13 protein-coding genes and 1 riboswitch are annotated in these 17,305 nt (G+C 43.0%); of the genes, 9 read left to right on the top strand and 4 right to left on the bottom strand.

Annotated elements, in window-relative coordinates; all coding sequences use genetic code 11:
* Window positions 1-12 precede the first annotated feature (12 nt).
* Window positions 13-1,122, bottom strand: a complete 1,110-nt coding sequence (locus LCM00_RS22865; protein ID WP_224906338.1) for a type I phosphomannose isomerase catalytic subunit — start codon at window positions 1,120-1,122, stop codon at window positions 13-15.
* 214 nt (window positions 1,123-1,336) lie between these two features.
* Between LCM00_RS22865 and LCM00_RS22860 the strand changes: the two genes are divergently transcribed.
* From LCM00_RS22860 to LCM00_RS22830, 7 genes are all read left to right on the top strand, one after another.
* Window positions 1,337-2,632, top strand: a complete 1,296-nt coding sequence (locus tag LCM00_RS22860; protein ID WP_224906336.1) for a Gfo/Idh/MocA family protein — start codon at window positions 1,337-1,339, stop codon at window positions 2,630-2,632.
* A gap of 221 nt (window positions 2,633-2,853) precedes the next feature.
* On the top strand, window positions 2,854-3,795 hold the full coding sequence (locus LCM00_RS22855) for a carbohydrate ABC transporter permease (protein ID WP_224906334.1): 942 nt from the start codon (window positions 2,854-2,856) through the stop codon (window positions 3,793-3,795).
* Between the two features lie 5 nt (window positions 3,796-3,800).
* On the top strand, window positions 3,801-4,637 hold the full coding sequence (locus LCM00_RS22850) for a carbohydrate ABC transporter permease (RefSeq protein WP_224906332.1): 837 nt from the start codon (window positions 3,801-3,803) through the stop codon (window positions 4,635-4,637).
* Window positions 4,638-4,679: 42 nt separating this feature from the next.
* Entirely contained in the window at window positions 4,680-6,020 is a 1,341-nt protein-coding gene (locus tag LCM00_RS22845; RefSeq protein ID WP_224906330.1) for an ABC transporter substrate-binding protein, read from the top strand.
* Between the two features lie 144 nt (window positions 6,021-6,164).
* A complete protein-coding gene (locus LCM00_RS22840; RefSeq protein ID WP_404802188.1) occupies window positions 6,165-7,274 on the top strand; it encodes a glycoside hydrolase family 88/105 protein in 1,110 nt (369 codons plus the stop codon).
* A 246-nt stretch (window positions 7,275-7,520) separates the two neighbouring features.
* The gene (locus LCM00_RS22835) at window positions 7,521-9,323 is read left to right on the top strand and encodes a sensor histidine kinase (RefSeq protein ID WP_224906328.1); all 1,803 of its coding nucleotides are present in this window, start codon (window positions 7,521-7,523) and stop codon (window positions 9,321-9,323) included.
* Window positions 9,316-10,866 (top strand): response regulator, encoded by a 1,551-nt coding sequence (locus LCM00_RS22830; RefSeq protein WP_224906325.1) that lies wholly within the window; start codon window positions 9,316-9,318, stop codon window positions 10,864-10,866. Before LCM00_RS22835 ends, LCM00_RS22830 begins: the two co-directional genes overlap by 8 nt.
* Window positions 10,867-11,009: 143 nt before the next feature.
* On the opposite strand, the gene LCM00_RS22825 is transcribed toward LCM00_RS22830, so the two are convergent.
* The 3 genes from LCM00_RS22825 to LCM00_RS22815 all read right to left on the bottom strand — a co-directional run bounded on the left by LCM00_RS22825 (window position 11,010) and on the right by LCM00_RS22815 (window position 15,373).
* Window positions 11,010-12,053, bottom strand: a complete 1,044-nt coding sequence (locus tag LCM00_RS22825) for a ribonucleotide-diphosphate reductase subunit beta (RefSeq protein WP_224906323.1) — start codon at window positions 12,051-12,053, stop codon at window positions 11,010-11,012.
* Window positions 12,054-12,070: 17 nt separating this feature from the next.
* Window positions 12,071-14,302: a ribonucleoside-diphosphate reductase subunit alpha gene (locus tag LCM00_RS22820; RefSeq protein WP_224906321.1), complete on the bottom strand. Its 2,232-nt coding sequence runs from the start codon at window positions 14,300-14,302 to the stop codon at window positions 12,071-12,073.
* 311 nt (window positions 14,303-14,613) lie between these two features.
* A riboswitch (cobalamin riboswitch) is annotated at window positions 14,614-14,810 on the bottom strand.
* Between the two features lie 221 nt (window positions 14,811-15,031).
* The gene (locus tag LCM00_RS22815; protein WP_224906319.1) at window positions 15,032-15,373 is read right to left on the bottom strand and encodes a hypothetical protein; all 342 of its coding nucleotides are present in this window, start codon (window positions 15,371-15,373) and stop codon (window positions 15,032-15,034) included.
* Between the two features lie 269 nt (window positions 15,374-15,642).
* Here LCM00_RS22815 and LCM00_RS22810 point away from each other — a divergent pair, with 269 nt between their 5' ends.
* Entirely contained in the window at window positions 15,643-16,395 is a 753-nt protein-coding gene (locus LCM00_RS22810; RefSeq protein ID WP_224906307.1) for a DeoR/GlpR family DNA-binding transcription regulator, read from the top strand.
* Window positions 16,392-17,303 carry a 1-phosphofructokinase gene (pfkB, locus tag LCM00_RS22805; RefSeq protein ID WP_224906306.1) on the top strand — a complete coding sequence of 304 codons (912 nt, stop codon included), beginning with the start codon at window positions 16,392-16,394 and terminating at the stop codon, window positions 17,301-17,303. The genes LCM00_RS22810 and pfkB overlap by 4 nt, the downstream gene beginning before the upstream one ends.
* The last annotated feature ends 2 nt before the right edge of the window (window positions 17,304-17,305 follow it).

Raw genomic sequence — 17,305 nt, 5'->3', positions numbered from 1 at the left:
TCTTTACACCATTCATACTAAAGCCGGACCAAATAATCTCAAAGCTTTTAAGGAACTTTTCCCGGTAGTTTCAACTGAAAGGGTGACTGCTTTTGCAGGAATAAAAAGCTGATCGCCTTTTTTAACATATTGCTCCATCCCGCCCGCTTTAATGACTGCATTCCCTGACAGAATATATAATCCGGAAAATACGCCGTCTCCCTCGATTGTAACCTCTTTATCCACTTCAATAAGAGTCATTCGGAAACATGGTGTTTGCTGATAGCCAATTAATTCGGTTTCTTTAAATCCGCCGGTTTGCAATAATTCAGCAGGAGCTACTTTCCACTTTTCCAAGGTTTCTTCGCTCGTATAAGCTTCGTACCGGAATATATCAAACATTTTTTCGAATCCCAGTCCCTGGTGAAGCAAGTAGTCTTCAAGCTTCAAACCGGAAGGGGAGGACTTTTCCAGGCGGATTGTATAATCAGTGGGTTCCTGGATTTCAACCAGCAGGCAGCCCGCTCCAATGGCATGGGGTATACCGGCTTCAATCAAGAAGGTATCTCCAGGGCGGACATAGTACTTGTGCATGCAATCCAGCATGCCTTCAATATCTTGTTCATTAAATAACTTTTTCCATTGTTCCTTTGTGACACCGGGTTTGAAGCCTAAGTACACATAAGGAGGCTCCCCGTTGACTTCCCTGCCTCCAATAAAATGCCAGCATTCCGTCTTGCCATAAGCGGAATTGAATAATTGCCGGGCCTTTTCCTTGTCAGGATGGGCCTGTATGATTAAGCGCTCAGCCGAATCGATTAACTTTACTAGTACACCAGTCTGCTTTCCAAGTTTCTCAACATGCTGTTTGCCTAAAAAGTCGATGGGGTGCTCATCTACCATTTCTTTTAGAGTAATATCTATGCCAGGAAGATCCAGTTTATTTAACCCGTCCGCTTCCCGTCCTTCTGTTCGGCTTGAAACAATTGATATTATCCATTCTTCCGGGAAATGGCTATCCTCTGAATCTTCTTTCCCATGAATTTCATCAATCAGTTTTCCGCCCAGGTAGGTCCGCCATGATCGTGCAGGGGAGAGCTTTATGGGTGCCGTACCATCAAAAACAATAGAATGTCTATTCAAATATGTTCCTCCTTATCATTTTATGAATGTATCTTTACATTTATAGTAAGTGAATGCGCTTCCATTAATAATTAAAGATTTTAAGATGAATGAGTAAAATTTTAAGGGAATCCTGCAGCCGCCAATTAATTCATTGAGAGGCAGCAGAGATTGATTTACACTATCGGTACCAGTAGAATGGCAGCGCTAACAATAAGTGGATGGGGGATAATGAATGAAAAAATATGCTATTTGCGGTGTCAGCAATCGGGCGTTGGAAATGTTTATGCGGCCCATGATGAATGAATTTTCCAAAGAAACCGGGATTGCAGCTATATTGGATTCCGATCCTTATCGGTTTAAGGTATGCAAAGAGAAATTTCCGATGCTTGAACATGTTCCGACGTATAATCCGGAGGAATTTGAAGAAATGATTGACCAGACAAAGCCTGATTATGTGATTGTCGCAGGCAGGGATGATACACATGTTGAATACATTTTAAGGTCATTGCAGAAGCAGGTTGATGTCATAACCGAAAAACCGATGGTGACGAATGCGGCAGATGCCTATAAGGTCATGAAAGCTGAAGCGGAAAGCGAAGCTAAAGTGATTGTCACATTCAATTATCGATACAGTCCATTTCACAGGAAGATTAAAGAAATGATACTGGAAGGCAAGGTTGGCCGGATTACTTCTGTGGATTTGAATTGGTATATAGATACATTCCATGGATCCAGTTATTTCAGAAGATGGAATCGTGACAGGAATTTTTCCGGAGGCTTGTCAATCCATAAATCAACGCATCATTTTGATTTGGTGAATTGGTGGCTGGATCAAAAGCCGGAAGAGGTATTTGCATATGGAAGCCTGAATTATTTCGGGCCAGAAGGAGAATTAAATCCGCGAAAAGTACCGAGCCGCTATTGCGGAACATGTGCTGATCAAAGCAGTTGTACCTATTACAGGCGCTGGAACCCCCGCAGCGGAACCAGCACTGTAAAAGACGACCATCTGCTTGCAGGAGTATATGAGGAAGTGCCTTATACTAATTACAGGCCGGATGCCTGTATTTATGATGAAGAAATCAGCATTGAGGATACCTATGTGGCTTCAGTTAGATATGAGGGAGGAAGCTTACTGAGCTATTCTATCAACTTTTCCTCTCCTTATGAGGGTTACCGATTGGCAATCAATGGGACAAAGGGGAGGATAGAAACGGCAGAATATCATGAGCCCTCTCGGATTCATTTTAAATATCCAGATCAAACTATTGATTATTTTCCGCTCTTTGGTGCGAAAGAAACAATAGAGGTTGTTAAAAACCCTGGGGGCCACGGCGGCGGCGATCCCATTCTGCTGGAAGATCTTTTCCTTGGCCCTGACCCTGCAAGGAACTATCCGATCCAGGCAGGATCACAGGCTGGTGCTTATTCAATAGCGGTTGGAGAAGGTGTCTGGCGGTCAGTGCAGGAAAAAAAGCCAATTAATATAAAAGGACTCCTATTTTCCAGCGGGCAAGCCATCAGCTAATTGATCCTTTAAATATAACCTGCCTGATCCTGTTAAGGAAAGGGCAGGTTTTTTGCTGGAACTTCCCAGCCATTTTGTTGGGATAAATTTCTGCTGAATGGTTTCTAATAAAATTGAATTAACTAAAATATCTTAAAATTTCAACTAATCATCTTAAAATCTTTGATTATTTTAGAAAACGTTTTCATTTACAATTAACTCAAGAGAAAGGGGGAAACTAGATGAGTTACTCGCCAGGGGTTCCTGAATCAGTAATCAACAGCAACAAGGCAGTGGAAAAAAAGAAAATTAAAAAAGAGAAATTGATACCCTATCTGTTTATACTGCCATCTTTTCTTATCATCCTGGGGTTTTTGTTTTACCCGATTGCAACTGTGTTCTATTATAGTCTGCAAAACTATGATATTTCAGCACCATATTATAATGGCTTTGCGGGGCTTGATAATTTTAAACACATCTTTACACAGGACGAATTATTTATCCCCAGCTTAATTAATAGTGTGAAATGGGTTGTTTCTGAGGTCGGCCTGCAATTAATCTTTGGGATGATCCTTGCCCTCCTGCTAAACCAGACCTTCAAGTTCAGAGGCTTCGCCAGGGCAGTTGCTTTTATCCCTTGGGCAATTTCAGGGGTACTGGCATCGGTAATGTGGTCAATGATGTTCAACGAACATATGGGTGTAATCAATGACATGCTTATGAAGGCGGGGATCATTGACGAGCCAAAGGCTTTCTTAGCCAGCACATCCACCGCTTTCGGAGCTGTAGTGATTGCTGAGCTGTGGAGGGGGATTCCTTTCTTCGCGATCACACTTTTAGCTTCTCTGCAGAGTGTACCGGACGAATTATATGAAGCAGCAAGGGTGGACGGAGCGAACCGATGGAAATCTTTTATCTATGTTACTCTGCCTCAACTGAAAAATACGATAGTGCTGACAACCTTGCTAAGGGTAGTATGGGAATTCAATAACGTTGATCTCCTGTTCAATTTAACGGGCGGCGGTCCTGCACATGCTACAACGACATTGACGATGTATATTGCAGATTTGGCTGTTCACGGAAGCAACTTTGGATATGGTTCGGCATTAACGGTTGTCTCATTTGGGATACTTCTAATCTTTGCCATCCTTTATTTGAGGCTATCCCGTTATGAAAAGGAGTGAGTTGATTGTTTTCAAAAAATAAGAAATTAGACAAAATCCTAACCTTATATCTTCCTTTAGCCATGATGCTCAGTTTTACCATCTTTCCGATCTATTGGACAATCAACACTGCATTAAAGCCGGAAGGAGATATAGTAAAGAGGCCATTGCAGTATTTCCCGGCCAACCCGACTGTTGAAAACTTTGTCTATTCATGGACCAATATCGGATTTGCGACCTTTTTTAAGAACAGCTTGATTGTTGGCATCTGCACTGTCATTGTTGTCCTTATATGCTCAACCTTATCTGGATATGCTCTGGCAAGATACCAGTTCAAAGGAAAAAAAGGGTTCTTGCTGATGCTGTTATCCACGCAGTTTATACCAAGGGCCATGATGATTATCCCATTGTTTGTCATTTTTAAGAATCTGGGATTGATCAGCCATCCGCTCGCTTTGATCATCACATATACGGCAGTAGAGATTCCATTTACGACCATCCTGATGAGCGGATTCATCGCAAATGTACCTAAGGAACTGGAAGAGGCTGCTATGATTGACGGCTGTACAAAATTGCAATCCCTGCGCCATGTAGTTTTTCCGCTATTGCTCCCAGGCATCGTGGCAACAGGCGTTTTCACTTTCATCTATACTTGGAATGAATTCCTGCTTGCGCTGATGCTGACCAATCAGAATTCGAAGTTTACGCTCCCGGTCGGATTAAGTACGATGCTGGGCGAATTCAATGTTAATTACGGGGCTCTGGCAGCCGGAAGTGTAATCGCTTTAATTCCTGCAGTGATATTATTTGCCTACGCACAGAAACACCTTGTCAATGGCATGGGCGGGGCTGTCAAAGGCTGATAAATACAAAAAAATAATAGTTTCTAAAAGGGAGGAAATATGATGTTGAAGCAAAAATGGGGCACTTCAGTGCTTGCTCTTTCAATGGCTGCCGGGTTAGTCCTGACAGGCTGCTCTGGCGGGGATGAGGCTTCATCAGAGGGCAAAGGTTCTGAAAAAAAACCCGATGGACCTGTAACTCTCCAATTCTGGGATGAAAACGCAGGACCGGCGCGTACACCTTATTGGGAAGAAGTGATCAAGCGGTTTGAGGAAAAGAATCCTGATATTGATGTTGAATATGTCGGGATACCGAATAAATCAGCAAAATCCAAGTATGATGCAGCGATAGCCGCCGATGATACACCGGACATCGGTTCTGTCCAGACAACCTGGCTGCCGGAGTTCTCAATCCGCGAAGCACTGGCGCCGCTTGATTCTTACTTTGAGTCATCAGATATCAGCGAAAAGCTGAACAGCAATGCAATAGAAGCCAATAAATCCATTACACAGGACGGAAAACTTTATGGCATACCTTATGCGCAGAACTTAGATGCTCTATGGATCCGTTCAGACTGGTTTAAAGAAGCAGGCGCCGCCGAACCTAAAACATGGGATGAGTTCTTTACAACCATTGAAAAGATGACGGATAAAGACAACGGCCGTTATGGATTTACAATCCGCGGAGGTGCTGGGGCATCCTTTACCATTCAGCGTGCCATGTTTGCCTACAGCGGCCTGGATTACTTTAACGAAGATGGAACAACCAACATCAATGATCCAAAGCACGTAGACTTCGTTGAGAAATATGTTTCATATTATGATAAATTTACTCCAAAAAGCGATATTACCAACGGATACAAAGAGATGATCGCAGGCTTTGACACTGGAGTTGTCGCGATGGTCCATCACAACCCCGGTTCTTATGGAGAACATAAAAAAGCTCTTGAAGACGGCACATATCAGCTGATCCCGCTTCCAACCACAGATGATGGCCAATATGTTGCTGAAGGCGGAAATGCAGTTAATCTGGCCATGTTTAAATCATCCGAACATCAGGACGAAGCGTGGAAATTCATTGAGTTTGTCAACTCTGAAGAAGCCCAAAGCTACTGGAATGAACAGACTGGCCAAATCCCAACCAATTCAGATGTATTAGATGACCAATGGGTACAGGATGCACAGCATATCAAAGTAGCATTTGACGTCTACAATAATGAGGATACAAAGCTTTATATGCCTCCTTTCTATTTGCCGGATTACCGTTCTATACTTGATAACCTGGTAGATCCTGGATTCCAGGCAGTGATGACGGGCGACAAGTCTGCCAAAGATTTCCTGGATGAATGGGCAAAAGCAATTGAAGATTCCAAGAAGAAATATGACGACACTTTTAATAAGTAATAGAATGTAACTCATGCTTGCCGGCATTCTTTCTATTGAAATGAAATGCTGGTTTACAATCAGGACAAAGCGGGTGTCTAAGCATATTGGCACCCATTTTGTTTAATGGACTGCAAATATTTCCAGGAAAAGGAGACAGAAAAAATGGGAAAAACAATTGATAAGATTACAACTGAAACACCATTGGTGATGGCAGAAAAGGCATGCAGGGCCCTTATGCAGGCATTTCGTGCAGAAGAGCTTCCGCCGGTTGGTGATTTCCACTATCACCAGGGTGTTTTTCTGTATGGCATGTACCGGGTTTATCAAGCAACAGGGAAAAAAGAGTATTTTGAGTATATAAAAGCCTATTTTGATAACTTGATTGATGAATATGGGAATGTCCGCTTTGAAAGGGACCAGCTTGACTCTACAATGGCCGGCATTCTTTTATTCCCGCTGTATGAAGATACGAAAGATCAAAGGTATATGATTGCAGCGAAACGTTTAAGAAGCGCGCTGGAGACGATTAACAGGACATCAGAGAATGGATTCTGGCATAAGGAAAAATATCCTTATCAAATGTGGCTGGATGGTCTTTTTATGGGAGGGCCCTTCATGCTGCTTTATGCTGAGCACTTCAATGAGGAAGAATTGATCCAGCATGTCCTGCTCCAGGAAAAGCTGATGAGAAAGCATATGACAGACGAGAAAACTGGTCTGCTTTACCACGCCTGGGATGAGAAAAAAGTACAGCCCTGGGCAGACCCTGAAACAGGCCTTTCACCAGAATTCTGGGGGCGTTCTGTCGGGTGGTATGGCACAGCATTGATCGACCTGCTGGAGATCCTTGGGGATAAGAAGCGGGGACAGGAAGATTGGATCACTTCTCTTCAAAGCTTCATCCCGGCGGTTGTCAATTTCCAGGATGAAAAAACAGGCCTGTGGTATAACATCATTGATAAAGGTGACCTTGAGGATAACTGGCTGGAATCTTCATGTTCCTCTTTATTCCTGTATTTTATTGCAAAAGGGATTCAGCATGGCTATGTTGATGACACTTACCGCGAAAATTGTGATAAAGCATATAAAGGGCTGCTGGAGCATATGGTCGATGAAAAAGAGGAAGCAATTGACTTGAAGGGCATTGTGATCGGGACATCAGCGGGTGTTTATGACTACTATACAGAACGTCCTACATCGGTCAATGACCTCCATGGGATGGGCGCCTTTATCTTGGGAAGCATGGCATACCATGATTTGCTGAAGGCGTAGAAGAAAGCTCCGGACATCTTTAAGTGTATGACATGATAAAGAAAAGAACCTTTTCTTATGCTGTAATCCTGCGTTATAAGAAAAGGTTTCTGTTTTCAGGGCCTTCTGACTGAGCAGCTAGCATCGAGAATAGAAGAATAAATATTTCGAATTAAGAAAAAACTTATTTACCGTTCATAGAATATTAGATATTGTTTAAGCAGGGGATCTAATCTTCTATTTTTTCTTCTAAGGGGAACATAAAAGATGGTTATGAAAATCAAAAACTTAATTCGCAAATACTTCCTTTTCTCTATCAAATCTACAATCAATACTCTCTATTTACCGATCATTATTATTTTTATATCCGTTTCCGGGCTGGTTTCTTCCTTGCTTGCAACCGCTCAGGTTGAAGAAAATGCATATAAAAATGTCAATGATACTATTTTTCAGACAAAGAATTCATTGGATTATATGCTCACAGATGTGTTTCAGCAGATTGTGGCTGTTTCGAATGATCCAATGGTTTTAAACTTAATTGGAATGGAACAGTCTGACATTAAACCGAAGTATTATGTTGAAATAGATAAAACATTGCAGCTTGTTTATTCCCGCTATAATATCATACTGGAATCCGTCCTGATCGATCTCAATCAGGGAGAATTTTTGCTGTATCATAGCGATTACACAGCTAACCCAACAGTTTCCTATGATCAGTATTTTAATCATTATAAAGGCAGCAAAGAGGGATTTTACTGGAGGAATATACATCAGGATCAAATTTTTGATACCAATCATGAAGTGATGTCGGTATTCAGGCTCATTGAAAAGGAATACTATTCTGAAAAAGGAATCGTATTATTTAATCTTCGAGATGAATTCTTTGAGCAGGTGCTGAACAAATCACTCATTGGTGATAACGGCTATCTGACACTGATAAGCCCGAACGGCAAATATGAATCCAAAAATGTTAAAACGGAATACAAGCTGGATAATAAAACTCTTCGTTCCCTTCAGCAAACCGAGGAAGAGGACGGGCAGTTTTTTTATAAAAGTGATTCCGGGGAAGATATGATCGTTATCTATGATACTGTCGAACCGAACAACTGGAAGCTGGCAGCTGTAGTCCCGCAGGATGAAATATTGAACAAGGTGAATTATATAAAGCATTCTACCGTTTTCTTCATCTTATTAATGATAGTCAGTGCTATATTCCTTACTTATCTGGTAGGGAAGTACATCTCAAAGCCTTTTGAGAAACTGGCGGAGCAAATGCGGACCGTAAATAAGAAAAGCCTTGATTTTTATCATGAAACATCAGGCCCGGAGGAAATGAAAATTCTTCATACCGGGTTTAAAGAATTGCTCCTGCGAATTCAATCACTGATGGACCAGATCCGCCTTGAGCAGGAAGAGAAACGGCAGCTGGAGTTTGCCATTATGCATGCGCAAATTAATCCTCATTTCCTCTATAACACGCTGTATTCAATTAAGGGGTTATGTGATATGGGGCTTAATAAGGATGCAAGCAGCATGGTGAGTGCACTGTCCAGCTTTTTCCGTATTGGAATCAGCAAAGGAAAGGAAATTATTCCTATTAAAGATGAGTTAGAGCATATCGAACACTATTTATTCATTCAGGAGATGCGCTACGGTGATGACTTCTCCTACAAGATCGACGTAGAAAAAGAAATCCTTTCCTATCATATTGTTAAGCTCTCTTTGCAGCCGCTTATTGAAAATGCGATATATCATGGCGTAAAGCAGAAAAGAGGGCAAGGGGAGATTATGATAAGAGGTTACCAGGATAAAGGGCTCATTTACTTAGAGGTTGCTGATAATGGCAATGGCATCGAAAAAGAAAAACTTCAGGATATTCTTAAAGAAATGGAGTCTTCGTTTCAGGAAACCAAGAGCTTTATCGGGATAGGGCTGAAAAGCGTAAATGAACGGATTAAAATCCATTTTGGAAACGAGTATGGGTTAAGTATAGCCAGTGAACCAGGAAGCGGAACAGTGGCGAGCATCATTATTCCCAAGACAAAAGGGGAGTTCAGCGAGAATGTATAAGGTGATTATTGTTGAAGATGACCGTATTATCCGCAGAGGGATCTGCCAGTCCATTCAATGGGGAGAGCATGGATTCGTGGTTGCAGGGGAAGCAGGAGATGGAGAGACGGCCCTGGGATTGATTGAAAAGGAGCAGCCCCAAGTTGTCATCTCGGATATAAATATGCCCTTTATGGATGGGTTGGAGATGGGGAAGAAAGTCAGGGAAATCAGCCCGGAAACCAGGATCATTTTTCTGACAGGATATGAAGAGTTTAAATATGCTCAGCAGGCCCTTAAAATGAAAGCGTTTGATTACTTGTTAAAGCCGGTAGATTCTGAGCATTTGCTCTTGAAAGCAAAGGAAGCAGCGGCAGACTGGGAACTGGAGGCCAGAAGAGAAATGAAAGTAACAGAGTCTCTTCCCTATCTTCAGCAAAAGTTCTTTCGGGAACTGATGAGAGAGGGGCATCACCAGGTGGATGTGGAGAAGGAATTGATTGAGCTGGGAGTTGGATTAGAGGGGCCAGCCTTCACTGCTGTTCTCGTTCATTCAACAGCCGGTCTCCATGAGAATATTATTAAAAGACTCAAAGAGGCTGCTTCCTCCCTTTTTACAGCGGGACAATTTATTGTCATGCATATAGATTCCAATGAGTGTGCAGTCCTTTTGTCACTTGATGGTGAGAATGACTCAAGAAAAGGCAAGCTGGCCAATTTAATGCTGCATACACTTTATGAGCATGATGGACAGTCTGCAACAATAACGCTCGGGAGAACCTATCAGAATCTGTTTGAACTCGGAAAATCACTGATGGAATCAAGGCTCGCCATGGATTTAAGGCATATCATGGGAAACGGGAAAGTTTTTTCTTTTGAAGATACCGCTTCAGGCGAGAAAGAAGCAGATGATTCTCTGCAAATGTTAGAGTCAGAATTAGAATGTCAAATCAAACTCGGTATACCTGAAAAGGTCAGTGAAATCCTCGGCAAATTAAACAAGGCTATATTAGAGAGAAGGGCCCTGCCATTATCCCATTTAAAAGTTCTTGCACTAAAGTTCAGCACTTTGCTGTTCTTTGAATCTGAAAAGTGGAAAAAGGAAGAAAGCATAAGTTTTAATTCTTCAGACGTTTATGAAAGAATTATGGAAATGGAAACGCTAACCGAAATGATGGAGATTCTTCAATCACTGGTTTCACAGTGGGCAGATGCTATGCATAGAAAACAAGATAAAAATCATTTCAGCCATGTTGACCAGGCGATAATATACATTAAAGAACATTTTCATGACAGTACCCTGAGCCTGAAGAAAGTGGCTGAGATTATTCATGTCAGCACACCCTATTTAAGCAACTTATTCAAACTTGAAAAAGGGTTCAATTTTGGTGATTACCTGCTGGAACTCAGAATGAATAAAGCAATGGAAGAATTGCGCCTGGGGAATCTGAAAACATATGAGATTTGTGAGAAGGTCGGCTATAGCAATCCACAATATTTTAGTGTCTGCTTTAAAAAATATACAGGTTATACCCCTGCCGAATACAAAAAGCAGTTTGAATGAACGATAATCCTGCCTGGCTGCTTATTGTTTAATGCGAATTCTGCAGCTCTGTATTTTCATATAGCGTCTTCGTCCGGATTTCTGTATTATTTTCAGTAAAGAGCACCCCTGCAGACAAACAGGGGTGCTCTTTACTGAATCATTTATAGATCATCAAACCCATTATCCACCGTATTCACCTTTACATACTGCCTCGGCTTTTGTTCAAAAAAGTCCGATTTCCCGAGATCGACTTCTTCATAGGCCTTGATCCAGCGGAGGGGATTCGTCCTTGATCCCTCAAAAGGGCGGTTAAAGCCCAGCTGTTTGGAACGGACGTTGGCATAAAATCTTATATATTCTTCCACATCCCCGATCAGGATACCGCTTATTTTATCCCCAATGATGGAACGGGCCCACTCAATTTCAAGATATGCAGCTTCCCTGAAAGTTGATTCTGCGAAATCGGCCAGCTCTTTGGTATTATGTTCAGGATATTCATCAAGGATTTCACGGAAAATTTTCACGAATAGGTCCACATGCAGCTGTTCATCTCTATTAATATAGTTGATCATCGTACTGGTAGCGACCATTTTCTGGTTTCGTGCCAGATGATAGAAAAAGGCAAAGCCGGAATAGAAGAACAGGCCCTCTAAAACAACGTCGAATATGATTGACTTTAGAAGGCTGTCGACAGTTGGCGACTCTGCAAAATTTCTGTACCCTGAAGCCACGAATTCATTCCGCTTTATAAGGGCAGGCTCTGTCCGCCAGAATTCAAACACCTCATCCTGCTGCTTTTTATTAACAATGCTTGAGAGCACATAAGAATAAGAATGGTTATGGATCACTTCCTGCTGGGCAAGTATGATCATCAATGCAGAGAGACTGGAATCTGTCAGGTAATCAGCGACCTTGCCGGCATAATCAGTCTGAATGCTGTCAAGCAGGGCCAGGAGGCCGATAATCTTTAAGAAAGCTTCCTTTTCTTCTTCTGATAAATCAGGAAACTGTTTGATGTCCTGTGACATATTAATTTCAAAAGGGGTCCAGAAATTGGCGAGCATCCGCTTATATTTAGGAAATGCCCATTGAAATCTGACATCATCCCAATTCAGGATATTGGAACATTCTCCGTTGATAATTCCAGTAGAGCGGTTTGGTGCAGTTTTGTTCATGATTTCTCTTTTATTGACAGGGATTGTCATAAAATCACTCCTTTTCGTTAGCTTGAGCAGGAATCGCAGTCTTCAAAGTCAGAAGAAGTAGAGCGGACATAATACGTTGTTTTTAGTCCATTTTTCCAGGCAGACAGATGCAAATCCAGAAGTTCCTTTGCTTTAATATTGTTCTGTACATATAAATTAAAAGAGATTGCCTGATCGATGTGTTTCTGTCTTTTGCTGTTTTGAAGAATGCTCCAATGCTGGTCGATCACGTAAGCCGATTTGTAATACCAGGTTGTATGCTCATTCAGGTCAGGTGCCGTTACCGGAATCTTATAATCTTTCTTTTCCTCAGAGTAGAATTTCCTGAATATCGGATCGATGCTCGGGCTGCTTCCGGCAATGATGCTAGTTGATGCATTTGGTGCTACAGCCATCAGGTATCCATTTCGCATTCCGTTTTTCCTGACGTCCAGCATCAATGAATCCCAATCATGCGCCGAATCCAAACTGCTGTATCCCCGTGATGTGAAGTATTCCCCGGAATGCCAGTCAGAGCCTTTGAACCCCGGGTAGGATCCTTTTTCAATCGCCAGATTCATGCTTGCTTTAATCGCCAGGAAGGCGATTTTTTCATACAGTTCATCTGCCAGCCTGACGGCTTCTTCGTTTTCCCAGCGCAGTTTTTTCAAGGCGAGCAGATGGTGCCAGCCAAAGGTCCCAAGCCCGATTGCCCTGTATTTCCGGTTCGTCGCCACTCCCTGCAGGACAGGGATGGTATTCAAATCAATCACATTATCAAGCATCCTGACCTGAATGGGGATCAATCTTTCCAGTACATGATCTGCTGCTGCTCTTGCGAGATTGATAGATGATAGATTGCAGACGACAAAGTCGCCAGGTATTTTTTCAATGATGATCCGGCCATCTTCCACGCGCTGATTTTCAGTAATTGTTGCGCTTTGATTTTGCACAATTTCCGTGCAGAGATTGGTGCAGTAGATCATTCCCAAATGGCGGTTGGGATTTTTCCTGTTTACTTCATCCCGATAAAACATGAAAGGTGTGCCGGTTTCCAGCTGGCTGATCATAATTCTTTTCATAATATCGATCGCCGGCACTTTTTGCTTTGACAGCCCCGGGTTTGCGATGCATTCTTCATACTTAATCCGGAATGAACCTTCACCAGGCTTTTCATCATAAAAATCTTCGAGGGAGAAGCCCATCACACTGCAGACCTCATGGGGATCGAACAGATGCCAGTCCCCGCGGGCTTCCACCGTTTCCATGAATAGATCCGGCAGGCAGATCCCGGTGAATAAATCATGGGTGCGATAGCGTTCATCACCGTTATTTAATTTGCTGTCAAGGAAGGAAAAGATATCTTTATGCCAGACGTCGAGATAGACGCTGACTGCCCCTTTGCGCTGGCCGAGCTGATCGACGCTGACAGCTGTGTTATTGAGCTGCTTCATCCATGGAAGAACTCCTGATGAAGCCCCTTTAAATCCTTTTATGTCACTGCCCCGGCTTCTTATTTTCCCTAGATAGACCCCTATGCCGCCGCCGTTCTTGGAAAGATTTGCGATATCTGTATTGCTGTCATAAATGCCCTGGAGACTGTCATCCACAGTATCAATAAAGCAGCTTGATAGCTGGCCCCAATTTTTCCCGGCATTGGAGAGTGTGGGGGTTGCTGCTGTCATATAAAGGTTGCTCAAAGCCCAGTAGGATTCCTTAATGAGGGACAATCTGCGTTCCTTGGGCTCTGAACGGTTCAGTGCCATGCTGATAATAATGAATCTTTCCTGCGGCAGCTCAAAAAGCCTCTTTTTCTTATCCCGGCTCAAATAGCGGTCAGCCAGCATCTTAACTGCTATATATGTAAAAAGCCTGTCCTTTTCCGGATCGATATAAGATCCAATTTCATCAATTTCTTCTTTTGTGTAGGATTTCAGCAGGACTGGAGAGTAGACGCCAGCCTCGGTTAAGCCGGTAATGAGCCCGTACAGGGGGCCATACCGTTCTGCGGCAGTGAAGCGCCGGTGCTCGGCAGCCTCCTTATAAAGGCTGGATAAAAAAAGTCGGGCAGCCACGTATGTCCAATCAGGCTCCGCCTCGCTGATCATAGAAAGGGAATCAAGAATCAGCTGGTGCAGAAGCTCAGCATTGCCTGGAGTGTGATTCTCCTGAAGCTGAATCGCCCTTTTATAGAGCGGCTGAAAGTCCAAATGCAGGAAATCTGAATCAATGGATGCCAATGGCAGCGGTTTTGCCGAAGAAATGTTCATAGTTATACCTCCTGGGTTGATCAGTATTTTGCCAAAAACAAAAGTGCAAGCGCCTTGATCACCTCCGACAAGCACAAGGCGAACCTCCCGGAAAGGGGTTCTTGGACATTTGGGAGGTTTGCTTTGAGATCTCACGGGGGGAGGCGCTGCTGCTGGACGTGGATAAGAATTGAAAATATCCACAAGTCTTACAATTTATAAATTCCCTGACAATAAAAAATCCGCCCATGTGTTGGGCGGATCAAACGACGGCATAAAGGAACAGAAAACGACTTATACCATCGTTTCATCTTCCCAATCCCCGAAGAACCGAAACTCGTACAAGCATGGCAGGTCTCCTGGCTCGTGCTTCATCCTACTTTAAGCCCTTCCCATATAGGCGCCTTGTCAGCGTTCATATACAGTGGATGCTTATTTCGTACACACTTACAGTTGCGGGGACAGCTCCGGCATCGAACCGGATTCCCTATTAAGCCCTTAAAGGGCACCATCACTTGCGGATTCTTATTCAATTGAAGGCAGGCGCCAAAAATCGGCAGCCTGAACGATTATTCGCTAAAATTCACAGACTCTCTGCAAAAAAAATCGCTTCCCGAATTTCAGAAGCGAAAAAGGAAAAAGAGACCACAAACAAATCCATTCACAAGGATAACAATATGTAGTGCTGGTTCATGGTGTGTTATCCATATGTTGTACCTTGATTGTAGCATAGTTAAATTCCTACAGCAATCATAAAGCGATAAAATAATAAAAATATGGAAGGAGGAGCAAGGCGCTCCCTGCAAAAAGCAGAATACGTGCTGTATTTGTCGAAAGCCCTCCGCTGTTCTTCCACTTTTTATACCAGCTGAACCTCTGCAGCTTTGTCTTATATAGAAGGAAAAGAAGCATGAATAAAGCAGCAGACTGAATATAAAATGGCACCCCGAACGCTTTGCTTGTTATGTCTTCACCCGCCGGGACCGCAAGTTCAAGGATCTTTTCATGGAAAGACCCAAAAAGGGCAAACGCCGCAACAGCAATAATGATTACTTTAATCAGCTCTAGATAAAAACCGCCAATATTTTTCACTGAAACACTCTCCAACACATTTATATATTTTTGCTCTCTCATTATATCCTCACTTTAGAGAGCTAACAAAAAATAGTTATTATCAAAATAATATGAATAGAAATGAAACAATCATAAACACTCATATTTTGAATCTATTTGAATGTTTGTGAGCGAAAATGATTGATTTTTGAAATCGATTCCATTACAATTGGCTTACATAACAAATCTTAAACTGTTAAGCCAAAAGGCATGAAGCTGCAATTATAAGCAGCCGGGAGGTGACATTCTTGCTGACACCGGAGAGACATCAGCTCATCCTGCAGATGCTTAAAGAGAAGCATACAGTTAAAATACAGGAACTTGTAGAAATGACAGACTCCTCTGAATCAACTATCAGACGGGATTTGTCCCAGCTTGAAAATGATAAATTCTTAAAAAGGGTTCACGGGGGTGCTGCCAGGCTGCAGGGGAAGCTTCAAGAGCCGAGCATGGTTGAGAAATCCTCCATAAACCGTCATGAGAAAAAGGATATTGCCAGATATGCTGCAGGCCTCGTAGAAGAAGGAGATTGCATCTATCTGGATGCAGGTTCAACCGTCCAGGAGATGATCCCCTTTCTGCCTCTGAAAGACATTGTTGTCGTCACAAATGGCCTTATGCATATTCCAAGCCTTATGGAAAGAGGGATTAAGACCTTCCTGGTTGGCGGCTATGCCAAGCCGCAAACAAACGCCATCATAGGCAGGGGAGCCTTAGCCAGCCTTGGCCAATACAGATTTGATAAATGCTTTATGGGTGTTAATGGAATCCATCCTCAGTTCGGCTATACCACACCGGACCAGGAGGAAGCGATGATTAAGCAGACAGCTATTTCACTGTCCCGGGAAGCGTTTGTGCTATCAGATAGTTCGAAGTTTTCTGAAATCGCTTTCGCGAAGATTGCGGAGCTTCATGAAGCCTCTATCATTACAAATGAACTAGATGCAGACAGCAGGGAACAATATATCAGTAAAACAAACATTAAGGTTGTGACAGCATGATTTATACATTGACACTTAATCCTTCTGTTGATTATATTGTCGAGCTCGACAATGTCGAGCTAGGCGGTTTGAACAGGACAAAAAACGAATCTAAATTTCCTGGAGGAAAAGGCATTAATGTTTCCCGGGTCCTGAAGAGGATGGGAGTCGACAGCGAAGCAATCGGGTTTGCCGGCGGATTTACCGGCAGCTATATCACAGACTCACTCCAGGAAGAGAATATTAAAACCCGTTTTGTACAGGTAAAGGATGACACAAGAATCAATATCAAATTGAAAAGCGGTCAGGAAACTGAAATCAATGCCAGGGGACCTGAAATCAGTGCGGAAGACCTGGATGCATTGACTTCTGAGATCAGCCGCCTGGGACAGGGAGACATGCTGGTACTTGCTGGAAGCATCCCTTCCACAATGCCGGATAATACGTATGAAGCATTCGCAAAGATGTGCCATGAAGCAGGTGCAGGATTTGCTGCCGATGCAGAGGGCGAGCTGCTTAAAAAGGTTCTTCCATACCGTCCATTTCTGATCAAGCCCAATCACCATGAACTGGGCGAGTTATTCGGCACGGAAATCCATACTTGCGAAGAAGTGCTTCCATACGCCAGGAAGCTTATAGAAATGGGTGCTCAAAACGTCATTATTTCACTCGCAGGGGAAGGTGCTGTATTCGTGAATGAAGATGTGGCCATCGCGGCGACTGTTCCAAAGGGCACCTTAAAAAGCTCAGTGGGAGCAGGCGACTCTATGGTTGCCGGATTCCTGGCCGAATTCAGCCGGAGCGGCAGCTATGAAGCTGCTTTTAAATACAGTGTAGCTTCCGGAAGTGCTACAGCCTTTTCAATCGGCCTTTGCACGATTGAAAAAGTAGAAGAACTGCTGCCCCAGGTAGCGGTCAGAACAATTTAAAG

The organism is Bacillus infantis, assembly GCF_020171945.1.
Classification (GTDB): domain Bacteria; phylum Bacillota; class Bacilli; order Bacillales; family Cytobacillaceae; genus Bacillus_AB; species Bacillus_AB infantis_A.
The sequence above is the reverse complement of the archived record's forward strand: the minus strand, read 5'-3'. Positions and strand labels throughout refer to the sequence as shown.